The sequence below is a fragment of the Marinobacter sp. F3R11 genome (genome assembly GCF_003318275.1).
Classification (GTDB): domain Bacteria; phylum Pseudomonadota; class Gammaproteobacteria; order Pseudomonadales; family Oleiphilaceae; genus Marinobacter.
Window position 1 is genome coordinate 45,275 of record NZ_QOCH01000009.1, and the last position, 17,087, is coordinate 62,361.

At 51.1% G+C, this 17,087-nt stretch carries 13 protein-coding genes; 6 read left to right on the forward strand and 7 right to left on the reverse strand.

Annotated elements, in window-relative coordinates; translation table 11 throughout:
* Nucleotides 1–196 precede the first annotated feature (196 nt).
* From DS878_RS02970 to DS878_RS02980, 3 genes are all read right to left on the reverse strand, one after another.
* Nucleotides 197–1,561: an aminoacyl-tRNA deacylase and HDOD domain-containing protein gene (locus DS878_RS02970; protein WP_113814458.1), complete on the reverse strand. Its 1,365-nt coding sequence runs from the start codon at nucleotides 1,559–1,561 to the stop codon at nucleotides 197–199.
* Between the two features lie 101 nt (nucleotides 1,562–1,662).
* Nucleotides 1,663–3,738 carry an ATP-dependent DNA helicase RecG gene (recG, locus tag DS878_RS02975; RefSeq protein ID WP_113814459.1) on the reverse strand — a complete coding sequence of 692 codons (2,076 nt, stop codon included), beginning with the start codon at nucleotides 3,736–3,738 and terminating at the stop codon, nucleotides 1,663–1,665.
* An 8-nt stretch (nucleotides 3,739–3,746) separates the two neighbouring features.
* Nucleotides 3,747–4,682: a hydrogen peroxide-inducible genes activator gene (locus DS878_RS02980; protein WP_113814460.1), complete on the reverse strand. Its 936-nt coding sequence runs from the start codon at nucleotides 4,680–4,682 to the stop codon at nucleotides 3,747–3,749.
* A 76-nt stretch (nucleotides 4,683–4,758) separates the two neighbouring features.
* Here DS878_RS02980 and DS878_RS02985 point away from each other — a divergent pair, with 76 nt between their 5' ends.
* The gene (locus tag DS878_RS02985; RefSeq protein ID WP_113814461.1) at nucleotides 4,759–5,637 is read left to right on the forward strand and encodes an NAD-dependent epimerase/dehydratase family protein; all 879 of its coding nucleotides are present in this window, start codon (nucleotides 4,759–4,761) and stop codon (nucleotides 5,635–5,637) included.
* A gap of 55 nt (nucleotides 5,638–5,692) precedes the next feature.
* Here DS878_RS02985 and DS878_RS02990 read toward each other — a convergent pair whose 3' ends face one another.
* From DS878_RS02990 to gmk, 4 genes are all read right to left on the reverse strand, one after another.
* Nucleotides 5,693–6,079 (reverse strand): RidA family protein, encoded by a 387-nt coding sequence (locus DS878_RS02990; RefSeq protein WP_113814462.1) that lies wholly within the window; start codon nucleotides 6,077–6,079, stop codon nucleotides 5,693–5,695.
* Nucleotides 6,080–6,159: 80 nt separating this feature from the next.
* A complete protein-coding gene (locus DS878_RS02995; protein ID WP_113814463.1) occupies nucleotides 6,160–8,301 on the reverse strand; it encodes a RelA/SpoT family protein in 2,142 nt (713 codons plus the stop codon).
* Between the two features lie 185 nt (nucleotides 8,302–8,486).
* Nucleotides 8,487–8,699 carry a DNA-directed RNA polymerase subunit omega gene (gene rpoZ / locus DS878_RS03000; RefSeq protein WP_096783603.1) on the reverse strand — a complete coding sequence of 71 codons (213 nt, stop codon included), beginning with the start codon at nucleotides 8,697–8,699 and terminating at the stop codon, nucleotides 8,487–8,489.
* Nucleotides 8,700–8,787: 88 nt separating this feature from the next.
* Nucleotides 8,788–9,432: a guanylate kinase gene (gmk, locus tag DS878_RS03005; protein WP_113814464.1), complete on the reverse strand. Its 645-nt coding sequence runs from the start codon at nucleotides 9,430–9,432 to the stop codon at nucleotides 8,788–8,790.
* A 179-nt stretch (nucleotides 9,433–9,611) separates the two neighbouring features.
* Between gmk and DS878_RS03010 the strand changes: the two genes are divergently transcribed.
* The 5 genes from DS878_RS03010 to DS878_RS03030 all read left to right on the forward strand — a co-directional run bounded on the left by DS878_RS03010 (nucleotide 9,612) and on the right by DS878_RS03030 (nucleotide 17,087).
* On the forward strand, nucleotides 9,612–10,499 hold the full coding sequence (locus tag DS878_RS03010; RefSeq protein ID WP_113814465.1) for a universal stress protein: 888 nt from the start codon (nucleotides 9,612–9,614) through the stop codon (nucleotides 10,497–10,499).
* The gene (locus DS878_RS03015) at nucleotides 10,499–11,317 is read left to right on the forward strand and encodes a pseudouridine synthase family protein (RefSeq protein ID WP_113814466.1); all 819 of its coding nucleotides are present in this window, start codon (nucleotides 10,499–10,501) and stop codon (nucleotides 11,315–11,317) included. The genes DS878_RS03010 and DS878_RS03015 overlap by 1 nt, the downstream gene beginning before the upstream one ends.
* A gap of 198 nt (nucleotides 11,318–11,515) precedes the next feature.
* Complete coding sequence (hsdR, locus tag DS878_RS03020; RefSeq protein WP_113814467.1) at nucleotides 11,516–13,831, forward strand: EcoAI/FtnUII family type I restriction enzme subunit R; 2,316 nt, start codon at nucleotides 11,516–11,518, stop codon at nucleotides 13,829–13,831.
* Nucleotide 13,832: 1 nt separating this feature from the next.
* Complete coding sequence (locus tag DS878_RS03025) at nucleotides 13,833–15,605, forward strand: AAA family ATPase (RefSeq protein WP_113814468.1); 1,773 nt, start codon at nucleotides 13,833–13,835, stop codon at nucleotides 15,603–15,605.
* Nucleotides 15,606–15,608: 3 nt separating this feature from the next.
* Nucleotides 15,609–17,087 carry an N-6 DNA methylase gene (locus DS878_RS03030; RefSeq protein ID WP_113814469.1) on the forward strand — a complete coding sequence of 493 codons (1,479 nt, stop codon included), beginning with the start codon at nucleotides 15,609–15,611 and terminating at the stop codon, nucleotides 17,085–17,087.

Sequence of the window (17,087 nt, forward strand, 5' to 3'; positions counted from 1 at the left end):
GTCAAAAATGACGACGCACTCAAGTTCAGGCTCCCTGCCTCAGCACCTTTTCTTTTTGCAGACCTTGTCTAAATTGAAATCAGGGCGGAGTTTTTCTGCATCGATGACCGCCCTGCGTTGTTTCTCCTGTTATGTTCGGACAACTCTGCTATGAGCGAAAGCCTCGCCGGCCTGTATTACAGGCCGGCTTTTTTTATTACGTGGCCATCATGCCGGCCATGGCCATAATATTATCTTTACTGTCTACCAGCTCATCAAACTGCGCTTCCACCTGCTTGCGATCCAGCCCCAACTCGTCATAAACCTCTTGTTCTATGGCTTCGCTGGCACCCAGAGCTATGCCTCTGGCAGCCAACAGTTGCCGGCCTAACCACAAAAGCCTGGCGTATACACTGTGATCACCCTTATAACCCCGATGCTTCTGATACCTGAGAGCCACAGTGACTTCATCCGGCATACCCCAGTTCTCCATTAACCGTGCGGCTATCTGTTCACGGGTAATACCCAGAAGGAAATGTTCCGTTACCGAGGAATCAAGAGTCGAGTTCACTTCCAGGGAGCGGCAGACCAAAGCGAAATGAGGAGGGAACACCTGGGCCAGCAGAAGGTATCCAAAGTTATGCAGCAGGCCTGCAAGGTATGCCAACCCGATAGCGGGGCGCTCACTTCGGGGCATCATGCTGGCCAGAATTCCCGCCGACTGGGCTTGCCATATAGCCTGCTGCCAATAGTCCACATAGCCGTCCGGGTGATCCTGGGGTGGCTTGAGCGTGTGTCCGAGGGACAGCCCCATTGCCAGGTTCATCACCATGTCAAACCCGAGCACTCTGGATATCGCATCGTGTACAGAGCGAACCTGACCGGCGCCCGCATAGAAAGAAGAAGATGCCCAACTGACAACCTGAGCAGCCAGGCTGGGATCACTCTCAACTATATCCACCAGATCTCCCATCACCGCATTCGGGTTAACCCGCAAGTGAATGATGCGCTGGGCGGTTTCAGGTAACGGTGGAAGTTCCATTGTGTCTTCCAGACGTTGCTGAATACGCAGACTTGTGAATTTCTTCAGAGCAAACTTCAGCTGGGCATGGTCTTTGTCCGGATCGTCCAGATTGACCGAAATATTTTCCGATGCCACCGTAACCGACCGACGCTCAGCAGTTGATGTCAGCGTGCGAAAATCTTCAGCGGGCATCACCATGGCCAGATTCCCTTCCCCTAAAGCCAGGGCTACCGACGGCAAATCATCTACCCGACGGTCCACTATGGTAGGCCAGCCTGTAAGCGAAGGCAGTGCCGGAAGCTCCCGCAGCCCGGCACGCTTTGTCACACGAACCTGTTCGCGGGGCTTCATAAGACGAAAATTCCGCTCCAGTTGCTTGTTCAGGCGCTCGAGGTCAATAAAATCGTCTTTGCAACAGATGACCTGGAGATTCCCCTGCCCGTCCTCAAGCAACACCATCCGCAACAGCTCGTGTCTGTTAGCCTGACGCGCGTCTCTCAGCGACACGCCCTTGGCTGCATCGCCCAGGGCCTGCTGAACCGTGACAGGTAATTCCATCATTTTCTCCCGAATGTGCCAGTTGTCATGCGACCATCAAATCAACCGCGTGGGCTTCAGTGTAGAGCATAGTCTGAATCTAAAGTTGATATCGAGTCCAGTCATACATCCCCATACCGCGTATTTTCACCCAGCCAGCGCCTGATCAGGGCCTGTACCAGCTGAGGCTGCTGCATGAGCCCTGGCGCCATCTCGCGCACAGGCTCAATCCAGCCCTTATCTCGTTCAAAGTCTGCCAGCCGAAACTGCATCATGCCAGTCTGGCGGGTCCCAAGCACTTCACCCGGGCCCCGTATTTCAAGATCTTTCTCCGCAATCACAAAGCCATCCTGACTGTCGCGCAGAGCCTGCAACCGTGCCTTGCCGTTAGCTGAGAGCGGCGGGTGATACATAAGCACGCAGAAGCTGGCCTGCTCACCCCTCCCCACCCTGCCACGCAGCTGATGCAACTGAGCCAGACCCAGTCTTTCGGGGTTTTCAATAATGATCAGTGATGCGTTGGGAACGTCCACACCCACTTCAATTACCGTGGTAGCAACCAGCAGGTCCAGCTCACCTTGCTTGAATTGCTCCATAACAGCTGCTTTTTCTACGGACTTCAGCCGCCCATGAACCAGCCCGATTTTCAGGCCAGGCAGCCGTTCTGTCAGCTCCTGAGCTGTTACCTCCGCAGCCTGACACTGCAATGCTTCCGATTCTTCAATCAGGGTACAAACCCAATAAGCCTGTCGACCATGATCACAGGCACTGCGCACACGCTCAATCACATCGTCACGGCGACTGTCAGGGATTACAATGGTTTCAATGGGCTTGCGACCTGGCGGCAACTCATCGATCACCGAAGTATCAAGATCAGCGTATGCGCTCATCGCCAGGGTACGCGGAATTGGTGTCGCGGTCATAATCAGCTGATGTGGCGCCAAAGTGCCGCCCACGCCTTTTTCACGTAACGCAAGGCGCTGATGCACGCCAAACCGATGCTGCTCATCTACGATTACCAGTGCCAGCCGATGGAACAACACATCATCCTGGAACAATGCATGGGTTCCGATTACAACGTCTGCAGCGCCACTATGGACAGAGCCCAGGGTATCTTTACGAACCTTACCTTTAACCTTGCCGGACAGCCATGCCACCCGGACTCCCAGGGGCTGAAACCAGCTACAGAAGTTCTGGTAGTGCTGTTCAGCCAGTATTTCTGTCGGTGCCATAAGCGCAACCTGGGCGCCAGCACTTATGGCCTGAAGAGCCGCCAGTGCAGCAATCACTGTCTTGCCGGAACCCACATCACCCTGAACCAGCCGCAGCATCGGCAATGGCTGGCTAAGATCCTGCCGTATGTCGCTCATAACGTGGCGCTGGGCTCCTGTCAGAGCGAAGGGCAACTCCTCCAGAAATCGTTCAGACAAGTCGCCGGCAGGCAACAGAGGTAAAGACTGGCGGGCCTGAATCTGCTGCCGGACCTGAAGCATACTCAGTTGATGGGCAAGCAGCTCTTCCATGACAAGTCGCTGCTGTGCAGGATGACGCCCCTCCATGAGCAGATGCACCGGAGCATTGGTCGGGGGGGAGTGCACCAGCTGAACCGCCTCCGTAATGCCTGGCAACTGAAACTCCGCCAATAGCTCCAGCGGCAGCCAGTCACGTATCGGATGTCGCTGAAGGTACCCCAGAGCCTGCTGGCACAGGCCTCTTACCCGCGGCTGCTGTATCCCTTCAGTCAGAGGATAAACCGGCGTCAGAGTAGCCTGGCCGTCACCAGGCATGGGTGGAGGATTGACCTGATACTCCGGGTGGTAAAACTCGTACCCGGCCCGGCCCGGACGCACTTCGCCGAAACACCGAACCCGGGAGCCTTCTGCAAGCTGGTTTTTCTGGGCCGCGTTAAAGTGAAAAAACCGCATCACCAGAAAGCCACTGCTATCTTTCAGGGTGACCTGCAGACTACGGCGGCGCCCCATCACCAGATCCGCTTTCATCACCTCACCCTCTACCACAGCCACATCTCCTACCCTCAGGCTGCCCATGGGTACAATGCGAGTGCGGTCTTCATAACGATGGGGGAGGTGAAACAGCAGATCCTGCAGAGATTCGATTCCCAGCCGTGCCAACTTCTCAGCCAGAGCGTTTCCTACACCCTTAAGCTCAGTGACCGGGATCTCATCCAGTGATGCCATGTATCAGGTCAATCCATTCTGGCTTTTTCAATCACCCGGCACTGGCTTGCTGCCAGGGAAAGGACATCAATGGCTTTAGGCCTTGGGAAAGTGACTCTCCAGGCCAGAGCCACAGTCCGGAAAGGCACAGGCGGCGCAAAAGGCCGGGTAACGAGTACGTCTTCCCGGTAACCCATGGCGGTGGCTGCAGAGAGCGGGAGGACGGTAATCCCGAGGCCGGAAGCAACCATATGGCGGATGGTTTCCAGAGAACTGCCTTCAGTGACCAGCGACGGTGAGCCAAGATCAGCCCGGCGGGTAACCGCTTCTACCAATGGCGGACAGGATTCCAGCACCTGATCCCGGAAGCAGTGCCCTGGCCCCAGCAGCAGTAACTGTTCACGGGCGAGCTCGTCGCCGCTAATCTCTTCTTGCGCAGCCAGCGGGTGACCGGCAGGCAGAAGCACCACAAATGGTTCATCGTACAACGGCAGCGTCAGCACCTCCGGTTCTTCAAACGGTAGTGCAATTATAATGGCGTCCAGTTCCGACTGGCGCAGTTTCTGACGCAGGCTGGCAGTGTAATTTTCCTCGATATAGAGTGGCATGTCAGGCGCGGCGCGGCGCAACTCCGGCAGCAGATGGGGGAACAGATAGGGGCCGATAGTGTAAATGGCACCAACCTTGAGCGGTGTGCTCAACTGGTTTTTACCATCCTGAGCCATGTCGCGGATCACGCTGACCTGATCGAGAACCCGCTGGGCCTGCTCAACAATACGCTGGCCGGTTTCCGTTACCCGGATACTGCTTTTACTGCGTTCAAAAAGCGGAATACCCAACTCGTCTTCGAGTTTTTTGACCGCAACGCTGAGTGTAGGCTGACTCACATGGCAGCGCTCTGCAGCCCGGCCAAAATGCCTTTCGCGGGCAAGCGTAACAACGTATCGTAACTCGGTAAGAGTCATGGTGATCTCCGGTCAAAAGGATACGGATCTGGGTTTCACTCTGGAGTGAGTTAAAGGATAAGGATTGATATTGTCTATGGCAATGACTGAATGCAATAGTATGCCGGGAATTCTCATTGCGGGCTGCGGCAAGCTCGGTGGCGCCATTGCCAATAGGCTGAAAGGCTCTGCACAGGTATATGGGTTACGCCGTAATCCATCCAGGGTGCCAGAAGGTGTAGTGGCTATCGGAGCAGATCTGACCCGCCCGGAAAGCCTGAACGGCAAGCTGCCGGAAAATCTGGACAGTGTCATCTACTGCCTGACCCCTTCGGGTTATGACGAACAGGGTTACAGAGATGCTTATGTTAATGGCCTCCTGAACCTGCTCGGCGCCTTGGGCAAACAGAAACTCAAGCGACTCTTTTTTATCAGCAGTACCAGCGTTTATGCTCAGGACGACGATAGCCTGATCGACGAAAGCAGCCCGACATCCCCTGCCCGGGTCACTGGCCAGCAGATACTTGCTGGTGAACAAACAGCACTTGGTAGCGGCCACCCTTCGACAGTTGTGCGCTTCAGCGGGATTTACGGGCCATCACGCAGACGTTTTCTTGAAGAAGTTATTGAGGGCCGCATGAACCCCGTGAAACCGGCACCTTTCAGCAATCGAATTCATGAGGAAGACGCAGCAGCCGTTGTGGCCTATCTCAGTGCTCTGGCACTTTCTGGAAAGCCACTGGACGACTGTTATGTGGCCAGCGATTGTGAGCCGGTTCGTCTTGATGAGGTGGTTGAGTGGGTCCGCCAGCAGATTCCTTGCGCCGACCCCGTAGCAGAGGCCAGAAAGGGCGGCCGGGCCGGCAGCAAGCGCTGCAACAATCAGAAGCTGCTACAAACCGGATTTACGTTTCGCTACCCGGACTTCCGGGCCGGATACCGGGAAATGATCGAAAAGGGCCAGACCCGGAACTGAAAAAGGCAGCCCGCTGGCTGCCTTTGTTCTCTGTGCCCCATCGCTTGATGCCGACTCAGCTCAGAACCATGACCGCTTCTATCTCTACGGGAACGCCCTTGGGTAGCGCTGAAACTTCTACAGCTGCCCGGGCAGGATATGGCTCCTGAAAATACGTCGCCATGACCTCATTAACCGTCGCAAAGTTCGCAAGGTCGGTCATATAGATATTTACCTTCACTATATCCTTCAACTCCCCTCCAGCGGCTTCGCATACAGCCTTGAGGTTATCAAATACCTGACGGGTATTGGCTGCAAAGTCTCCTGCAACCACTTCCATGGTCTCGGGGACCAGAGGAATCTGACCCGAAATGTAGACCGTATCACCCGCCTTTACAGCCTGGGAGTATGTGCCAATTGCCTGCGGTGCATTTTCAGTCTGGATTATGGATTTATTGGTCATAGCGTTTTACTTCCCCTCGTCCAAAACACGAATCGTCGCTGTTAACCACGGGAGCTGTCAACCAGACAACTCCGCCAGGCTCAGTATTTTACACGGCTAATCGATGTGACAGCTTTGATATTACGGACCCGTCGCATTACACGAGCGAGGTGTCGGCGACCGTGAACCTTAACGATCACGCTAACCACACCAAAACGAGCGTTCTGCTCATCCACGCTGATACGTTCTATATTACCATCTGCCATGGCAACAGCCTTGGCAACCTCGGCAATGACACCACGCTGGCGCTCAAGCTCAACACGCAACTCTACGGAAAACTCGTCGGTAATATCCTTGGCCCAGGTAAGATGCGTCAGCCGGGATCGGCCGTCATCATCTTCTGGCAGACGAGAACAGGTGTCGGAATGGATAACCATCCCATTGCCAGATTCCATAACCCCCACAACAGGGTCTCCGGGAATAGGCTTGCAGCAGGTTGCGAAGCGAACCAGCATCCCTTCCGTGCCACGAATGGTTACAGGCGCATCCTCACCCTTACCGGCATTTCCGACCGGCACCGGGGATTCAGAACTTTCAGCGCCACTGACAAGCTGGCGGGCAACCAGATAAGCCATGCGTTTGCCCAGGCCAATATCGCTGACCAGATCATCAAAATTATTGACCTGATTATGGCTGACAACAGCCTGCTTCTGCTCCTCACTGATATCGGACAGGCTGGTGCCAAATCCATTGAGGGACTTCTTCAGCAGAGCACGACCAAGCTCCAGCGACTCCGCCAGTTTCTGGCTCTTGAGCGTATGACGAATACTGCTGCGGGCCTTGCCGGTAACGACAAAGCTGAGCCATGCGGGGTTGGGCCTGGCACCGGGTGCCGTAATCACTTCGACTGTCTGGCCACTCTGCAGAGGTTTACTGAGAGACCCGAGATTCCGGTTTATCCGGCAGGCTACGGTTGCGTTACCAATATCCGTGTGGATCGTATAGGCAAAATCCACTGGTGTTGCGCCCCTGGGCAACTCCATGATTTTACCCTTTGGAGTAAACACGTAGATCTCGTCCGGGAAAAGATCCACTTTCACGTGTTCAATAAATTCGAGGGAGTCGTCCGCCCGCTCACGCATTTCCATGAGACCTTTGACCCAGCGATCGACCCTTGTCTGATTTACGCTGGTCGCACTGGTCGGCTCATTTTTGTACATCCAGTGCGCTGCGATACCATCGTTAGCAATGTGCTCCATTTCCTCAGTACGGATCTGGATTTCGATGTTCACATGCATGCCGAACAAGGTGGTATGTAGCGACTGATAGCCATTGGCCTTCGGCATCGCAATATAATCCTTGAAGCGTCCGGGCATTGGCTTGTACAGATTATGCACGGCCCCGAGAATCCGGTAGCAGTCGTCTTCAGTATCCGTGATGATGCGGAAGGCATATACGTCCATGATTTCATAGAAGGACTTTTGCTTGAGCTTCATCTTGTTGTAGATACTGTTCAGGTGCTTCTCACGCCCGAGTATCCGGCCGGGAAGGCCACGCTCTGCCAGCTTGTCCTGAAGCTTGCCGCGAATGTCCTCAATAATCTCACGATGGCTACCGCGCAGCTTCTCTACAGCCTTGGAGATATAACGGGAACGCATCGGATGCAGCGATGAGAAACCCAGATCTTCCAGCTCAGTGGAGATCGCGTGCATACCAAGACGATTGGCAATCGGGGCGTATATATCGAGGGTTTCGGTGGCAATTCGCTGGCGCTTTTCATAGGGCATGGGCCCCAGAGTACGCATGTTGTGCAGGCGGTCAGCGAGCTTCACGAGAATAACCCGGATATCACGGGCCATGGCCAGGGTCATTTTCTGGAAATTTTCCGCCTGGGCTTCCGCGCGGGAGCGAAACTCTATCTGAGTCAGCTTGCTGACCCCGTCAACCAACTCGGCTACGTCTTCTCCGAACTGCTCAGCAAGAGCATCTTTGGGAATACCGGTATCTTCAATGACATCGTGAAGCATGGCCGCCATCAGGCTCTGATGATCGAGCTTCAGGCCGGCAAGAATATGAGCAACGGCAAGGGGATGGGTTATATAACGGTCGCCACTTTTGCGCATCTGGCCCTCATGGGCCTGCTCTGCATAATAGTAGGCCCTTCGCACCTGATTAATGCGATTGGTATCCAGATAGGTGCTTAGCTCAACCGCCAGCCCTTCTACTGTTGCCTCAAGCGACACCGCGCCTCCGTGATATTCCGACTTCCCACTGTTTTACCTGAAACAGAAACAAAAAAACCCGAATGCAGGCATTCGGGTCTTTATCCTGTCCTTCCGGCAATCATCTATAGATACACTATAAAACTGCAGAGACAGATTTCAATGCTTCCCTGTGCCGCGCAGGCACAATTTGCCCGCACCAGCCCTTAATCTTCTTCGATTTCGTTCAGGAGATCACGGCTAACCAGGCCAGCAGCGATTTCGCGCAGAGCGATTACTGTGGGCTTGTCGTTTTCTTCAGCGACCATCGGCTCAGCACCTTTGGTGGCGAGCTGGCGGGAACGTTTGGTTGCCAGCATAACCAGCTGGAAACGGTTATCAACGTGTTCCAGACAATCTTCAACGGTAACTCGTGCCATAACTTCCCCGACAAAATAAAAATGACTGATTTAGCAGACCGCGTAGTTTACTGCCAGCGGCACAATTTGTATACAGAAAAAGCTCATATCAGGCAGGCTTATCGTTTGCACCTGAAAGTCCCGCAAGCAGATGCCTGTGCCGTGTCCGCTGGATAATAATCTGCAGACGCTGGCTACGTACAATAGCCAGCAGATCGGCCAAGGCTTCCCGGAAGTCGTCATTCACGACCAGATAATCAAACTCCTCTGCATGACGACACTCTTCCCGGGCTTCAGACAACCTCCGCGCCACAACATCCGAGGCATCGGTCCCGCGACCCACAAGACGATCTCTCAGAATTTCGTACGAGGGCGGCACAATAAAAATGCTGACACACTCAGGAATCAGCTTCCGTACCTGCGCGGCACCCTGCCAGTCGATCTCGAGAATAACATCATGCCCTCTGGCCAGAGTTTCCCGCACCCAAACCATAGAAGTACCGTAGTAATTACCGAAAACATCAGCATGTTCCAGAAATTCCCCACGGCTGATCATGGCTTCAAATTCGGAACGGCTCACGAAATGGTAGTTGATGCCGTCTTTCTCACCTTCACGCATGGGACGGGTAGTGTGTGAAACAGACACTCCGAGCTTTTGGTCTGCGCGCACCATTTCTGCCACAAGGCTGGTCTTGCCAGCACCCGATGGCGCAGAAATAACAAACAGAGTACCCGTGTCACCGGCCTGATTCATGACTCAACAACTCCTGAACTGGATCTGGCCACCATCACTGAAGGCCCGGAAAACCGGAAATTATACGGGCTTTGACCAAACACCGCATCCCGGATGCCTCGACAACTGGTAACATTGGGCTGGCGACTGGAAACGCCGCAATATCACACCCAAGCACAGTAAAATGACGGAAAGGTAGCATGGATAAATTTCTGATTGTCATGGACCCGGCCCAAAAGCACCAAAAAGCTCTCGCCCGGGGAATCGAACTGGCGCGCGCCACCGGCGCTCACCTGGAAGTCGTGGCCTTCACCCATGAACACCTCGGGGCACTGCCTTCAGCCCCCACCGTACAGCAGCAGGCGCGAGACGCCATGGTCGAGCTTCGCCAACGCTGGCTGGACCAGATGCTGGCACTTTCAGATTGCAGCGACCTGACCATCACTACCCATACGGTTTGGGAAAAACACATCCATCAGTGGATCATCGAACACTGTCACCCCAACCGCTTCAGCGCCGTAATCAAAACCGGCCAACGTTCAGAGACACTGCTTTATACACCAACCGACTGGCATCTTATCCGGGAATGCCCGGTACCCGTCATGCTGGTTGCAGAGCAAAAGTGGAACCATGCCCACCCGATTCTTGCAGCTGTGGATCTGAGCTCCGGCAAGCCGGTCAAAAAGGCACTCAATACGAAAATCATCAAGCAGGCCAATGCCCTGGCAAAAGCGCTCGGGGTAGAAGTCCACCTGGTTCACGCGCTGCATATTTCTGAAATACTGGCAGATCTTGAAATTATCAATGTGGCTGAACACGAGAAGAAACGTAAAGAAGCGCTTGAGCCAGCAATCACCCACCTGTGTAACACCTGGCACCTGCGCCGCGATCAGATCCACCTGGCTGCTGGCCCGGCACACAAGGTAATCCCCAGCGTTGCCAGCAAACTGAAAGCCGATATGGTAGTGATTGGCACCAGTGGCAAAACCGGCCTCCGGGCGAGAGTCATCGGCAACACAGCAGAAAAAGTGCTCACCCACCTGAGAACCGACCTGCTTGCTATCAAGCCGGGAGAGGCTGGAGAGTAATGCGGAGAAAATTCGACGTTACGACCAGGCAGCCTGAAAGCGCTGCTGATGCCTTGTGCCAGGCATCAGGGCTTTCACGCCAACGCATCAAAGACGCCATGAACAAAGGCGCGTGCTGGTGGACACTTAAAGGCAAACTTGTACGTCTGCGACGTGCAACCAAAGAGGTCAAGGCGGGTACGCGACTACAACTGTACTATGACGAAAACGTACTGGACCGAAAGCCTGAACCGGCAACCCTGATAACGGACAAAACCCGGTACAGTGTATGGTACAAACCCCACGGCATGCTGGCACAGGGCTCACAGTGGGGTGATCACTGCAGCCTGTTACGCTGGGCCGAGCTTGAACTCAAGCGCCCATGCTATCTGATCCACAGGCTGGATGCCGACGCAGCAGGGCTGATGCTCATCGCCCACGACTCGAAAGCCGCCGGCGCGCTCTCCCAGTGCTTTTCCGGGCGCACCATGACCAAGCAGTACCTGGCCAGAGTAACAGGCATTATTTGTATCCAGGACCAGCTGATCGACATGCCGGTTGACGGCAAAGTCGCCATTAGCAGGGCCACTACCCTGACCACAGATGAGCCCAGTCAGACCAGCCTCTTGCAAGTAGCCATTGAAACCGGGCGAAAACACCAGATCCGCAAGCACTTGCAGAGCATCGGGCATCCGATTGTCGGGGATCGCCTTTACGGCAGGCCCGCCAAAGCCTCCCTGCAACTTCTGGCCCTCAGCCTCGAATTCGACTGCCCCCTGAGCCGGCAGAGAGTAAAGCTGGAACTACCGGAGCCTCTGAACAGACTGAGCCCAGTCTGACGGGCCGGGGCTGAATCACCGATCGGAAAACCCACCCTTGGAGCTTGCCTCCGCTCTCCGACTTGGGAAAACTGATTCAAAAGTAACAGACATTACCAGGAAACAGTTGAATTAACGGCCAGGGGCAGATCAGCTGAGTGACATATTGGAAAAATACCAAGCGACAGCCAAAGCTAAAAAGCATCAAGGAGTGACGATATGTCGTCAGAAGCAGATACAAGAGCAAACTACATAGACCCAGCATTAAAAGCCGCACATTGGCAACCGAATAATATTATTCGGGAATATTACTTTACCGATGGCCGTAAGCTTGCTGGCGGTGTCCGTGGTCGTCGCTGTTTTGTCGATTATCTGCTCCACAAAGACAATCGTTACCTCGCTGTGGTTGAGGCGAAAAAAGAGTCCGAGCACCCAACCAAAGGCCTTCAACAAGCCATAGACTATGCCAAGAAGTTGCTCGTTCGTTTTGTCTATTCAAGTAACGGCAAACAAACCTATGAGTTCGACTTAGAAACTGGTAAAGGCGACTACATCGAGTTTTACCCAACACCACAAGAGCTTGAAAACCGCTATATGGGTGTTAATTCGGATCTAGGTCAGCAACTTCGTAATGTGCCCTTTCATTTAGAAGGCGCAATGCAGCCGCGTTATTACCAAGAATTAGCGGTCCATGCCGCCACAGATGCCATTGGTAAAGGTAAGCCACGAGTGCTATTAACGCTGGCGACTGGTACAGGTAAAACGTTTATTGCCTTTCAAATCGTCCATAAACTGTTTCAGTCCCGTTGGAATAAAGAATCTCCGGGTACACGTAGGCCTAGAATTTTGTTTTTAGCCGATCGCAATATTTTGGCCGATCAAGCCATTAACACTTTCAATCCATACGAAAAAGACCTCATCAAAATAAACGGTGAGGAGGTTCGCAAGCGTGGCGGTGTTGTGCCAACCAATGCGCATATCTTTTTTGCTATCTACCAGGCCATTGCTGAGCGTGAAAACATTGAAGGCTATTACAAAGCGTACCCAAGTGATTTTTTTGACCTAGTCATGATTGACGAGTGTCACCGTGGCAGTGCCAATGAGACAGGCTCATGGCGAGCCATTCTTGATCATTTTGGCAGTGCGGTGCATGTTGGCCTAACAGCTACACCAAAACGAGAAGCTAACGTGGATACCTACGACTACTTTGGTACACCCGCTTTTGAATACTCATTAAAAGATGGCATCAACGATGGTTTCTTAACACCATATCGTGTCAAACGGGTGCGTACCAACTTAGACGAACTGGTGCTAACTAAAGATGACCAAGTGGTTGAAGGTGAATCAGGGCAAGACGTCTATCAGGTAGAAGATTACGACAAAAAAATCGTCGTAGATGAACGTACCGAACTGGTCGCAAAAGCCATTTTGGACAATATCAATCCATTAGAAAAAACCATCGTCTTTTGCGAAAACCAAAATCATGCACTGACCATGCGTGACATGATCAATAAACACAAAGAGCTGAAAGATCCCCATTACTGTGTACGTGTAACCAGTGACGAAGGTAAAGTTGGCCGCGAGCTACTGGAAAAATTCCAAGATAATGACAAAGACATCCCCACCATCATTACCTCATCGCAAATGTTAACCACGGGTGTAGATGCCCGTAATGTGCGTAACGTAGTGCTGGACAGAACTGTCGGCTCAATGGTGGAGTTTAAACAAATTGTCGGTCGCGGAACCCGTGTGTTTGATGGCAAAGACTATTTCACCATTGTTGATTTTCGCGGTGCCACTAACAAGTTTTACGACAAAGATTGGGATGGCGAACCTGAAGCGCCAGAGCCAGGTGGCACTGGGGAGCCAACACCACCACCTTACACACCAGAGCCACCCGAAGGAACAGATGGCCCAGAGCCTGAACCGGGTGAGCCAAAACCTCGGTTGAAAGTAAAGCTAGGCAAACACCGTGAACTGAAGGTCATTGACGTTGAAACTCGTTATATCGATGAAAACGGCAAACCTCTCACGGTGCAAGAATTTGTTGAGCGCTTGATCACCCAATTACCAGGGTTGTTTAAATCGGTTGAGGAATTGCGTCAGATTTGGTCAGACCCAGACGAGCGCGAAACCTTGCTCGGTAAACTCGTACAAGCAGGCTTTGATAAAGAGCAACTCGCCACACTACGACGCATGTTTGAAGCAGAAGAGTGCGATATCTTCGATCTGCTGGCTTTTTTAGCCTTTGAACAGCCAATGGCAACCCGCAAAGCTCGTGCCGATCAAGTACGTACTAACAGCGCCTTCTTTAATCAGTACCAACAAGAAAAGGCACAGCAGTTTTTGCACTTTGTGCTTAACCGGTATGAGCAAACCGGCAGCACCGAGCTATCGCGCGAGCGCTTGCCAGCACTTATCGAGCTATCAGGGTTGGGTACTGTCAAAGACGCCTCAACAGCATTCGGTGGAAAACCAGCCTATTTGCTGGCGGCTTTTAAACAATTACAACAACAGCTATATCACGTGAATTGAAATGGAATTAACACTTGCACCTAACCCGTTGCACGACCAGCCACAAACCTTAAACATCAATAAGGTTGCTACTTTAATTGGTGAAAATGGCAGCGGCAAATCCAGCATCTTACATTCCATCTTTAGAAAGCAGATTGAAGAACCTAGTGAAACGCTTCAGCTGATCTGTGCTACTTCAGGGCAAAATGAAAACTTCTCTTCCTTTTTTGAACGAAGACTAACCTCTTTACGATCAAGGAAAGATATAAGTGACATTGATTTTTCTAGCCTTTTCTTTACTCAGAAAGATGTTCGATTCCTTACGTTTCTCGCCTACACATTCAAGAGTAACGGCTTAGTTTTTAATTTTGTTAACAACCACAAGGCATTCAAGGATCAAGTTTCAATTAAATTGAAACTGAAAATATCTGTTCCTGATACTTACATAAAGAATGTACAACAAGACCAGATAGCTGAAGCGAAAGACTATGAACACCCGTCGATAAGAAAAAGACCTTTTAATCAGCGACTTGACGCCTTTCTTGAAAAGATAGAAACACTTCCTGACCTTGATGCTCTGCTAGAAACAGGTAAAGGCCTAAAGTCAACCGAAGTAGAAGTAACTAATGAACAATTTTTTGATGTTTTTGATGGTTCTAGAGTTGATGCCACAAAATTTCTAATCGAAGGCTCATACAACGAATATTTCTTTTCAGCTTCTGAAATTTTGCTTTACCTAACTGATAATATTGAATTTTCATTGCTCAGTGATGGTGAGTATCAGTTCCTATTCGTTGCTTCACTAATTGATCTATTTGATGGCACTTCTTCCCTTTTCATGTTTGATGAAGTTGACTCACACCTGCACCATAAAAACGTTGAGTTCCTTTGGGACATCCTAAGCAAAACTAAGGGTAAGGTCATAACCACAACTCATTTAGTCGACTCAATCGCTGAGAATGACTTCGAATCATTGTTTTTGGTTGAAAATGGGCAGATAAAAAATGAGCAAAAGTCTCAAAAGTTATTGGAAAGATTGAAGATTTTATCCAAAAGTAAAGTCGTCGAGTTAGAAATAGCCTCCAAATTGAACAACATTTGCTTGATTGATTACTACAACGATTGGAAGATTTTTGAGTTATTAGCAAAGCAGAAAGGGCTTGACTGGAGGCCTCTGTCCTCAATAAATCCTATAGCCAAATCATCTGGTTACAATTCAGCGGGGGACAGCTTTGGTGCGTCCAAGATCAAGTGGCTGCATGAGTTGAGAGACATGAAGGAATATCTCAGAGTGTGCAAAGCTGAAGTTCACAAAAAAGATAAAGCTCTTCATCCACGCAAAATAACAAATATGTTCATGGTATGCGATCGAGACGAACTGCCAGAAGCTAACATTCACGCACAAAGCGGTGTCAAGGTAGTTGGAGTTGATTACCCTGACAAATTTGACTTAGGTTTGCCTTGTCCAGAGAGAATAAACTGCTACTTGCTGACTTGGAAACGCCGCGAAATCAAGAATTACTTGCTTTCACATACAGCACTGTCACATCACAACGTACTTGATACAATCAACAACCCTGATATTGCGCAGCGAAATCATTTACAACCAAATAACCCAGGTGATAACGACGATATTCGGCGTTTGAACGCAAAAGGTGTCATTAACACCCTGATCAATACCGAGGGTGTAGGGCAGGATAATGACAAGCTGCAAGCCTATATCGATCTGATCCCGCCAGACGAAATCAGCGAAGATATCACCAATATGTACAATTTTATTATCGGAAAACTATAAGCCATGTCATTACAACAAAAGATTGACCGAATTACCGACATACTGCGCCGCGACGATGGCATTAGTGGTGCTATGCACTATACCGAGCAAACCTCGTGGGTGTTGTTCTTAAAGTTTTTGGATGATTACGAGTCTGAAAAAGAAGATGAAGCTGTCCTGTCAGGTAAAGATTATCAACCGGTGTTGGATGAAGCGCACCGCTGGTCAAATTGGGCCTGCCCGAAAAACGCCGATGGCAAGCTAGATATCAACAAAGTTCGCACAGGCGATGACTTAACCGATTATGTGAATAACGAGTTATTCCCTTACTTAAAAGGCTTCGCCAATGCCGCCGTTACAGGTTCAGACCCTAAATCATTCGCCTATAAAATTGGTGCCATCTTCCAGTATTTAGACAACAAGGTAGCTTCTGGCCATACCTTGCGTGAAGTGCTGGATATTATCGACACGCTGAACTTCCAATCCAGTGATGAAATGTTTGAGCTCTCGCTAGTCTATGAAGGCTTATTGCAAAATATGGGCGATGCCGGAGGCTATGCGGGCGAGTTTTACACCCCGCGTCCCGTGGTACGCGCCATGATCAAGGCTATTAATCCACAAGCAGGGCAAACCATTTACGATGCTGCTGCGGGCTCGTGTGGTTTCCTAGTTGAAACCTTTGACCACCTGAAAGCAAAAAAAAGAGAGCTTTCTACCGAACAGTGGGACTTTATCCAACGTGACACCTTCTTTGGTTTTGAAAAAACCTCGCTGGCTTACGTTATGGGCATGATGAACATGATTCTGCATGGCATCGAGTCACCCAACTTGTTCCGTGGTAATACGCTCACCCAGAATATCCGCGATATTCAGGAAAAAGACCGTTACGACATTATTCTGGCTAATCCGCCATTTGGTGGCAAAGAAAAGTCGCAAATTCAGCAAAACTTCCCTATCCAAAGTAACGCGACCGAATTACTGTTTTTACAGCACTTTATGAAAACCCTCAAAAGTGGCGGAAAAGCAGCCATCGTCGTGCCAGAAGGCGTGCTTTTCCAAACTAACAGCGCCTTTAAACAGGTAAAACAAGAGCTGCTGGAAAACTTTAACCTGCACACTATTTTAAGCCTACCTGCTGGGGTATTTTTGCCGTATTCAGGGGTTAAAACCAACGTGCTGTTTTTTGAGCGCAGCGGCGGTACTAGCGATGTGTGGTACTACGAATGTGAGCCAGAGCAAAAACTCACCAAAAACAAACCCATCACAGACGAACACCTAAAAGAGTTTGTTGAGCTGTATAACAGCCGAGAACCCACTGAGCGTTCGTGGACTGTATCGGCCAGCAAACTGGCTGAAGATTATGACCTATCCGCCAAAAACCCAGCCAAACAGAAAGATGCCGAGCATTTAGCGCCCAGCGATATCCTCAAGCTGATCCGCACCAAAGAAAAGCTGGTATCAGGACTGTTGGATGAAATTGAAGACCTGTTGGCGGAGAAATAA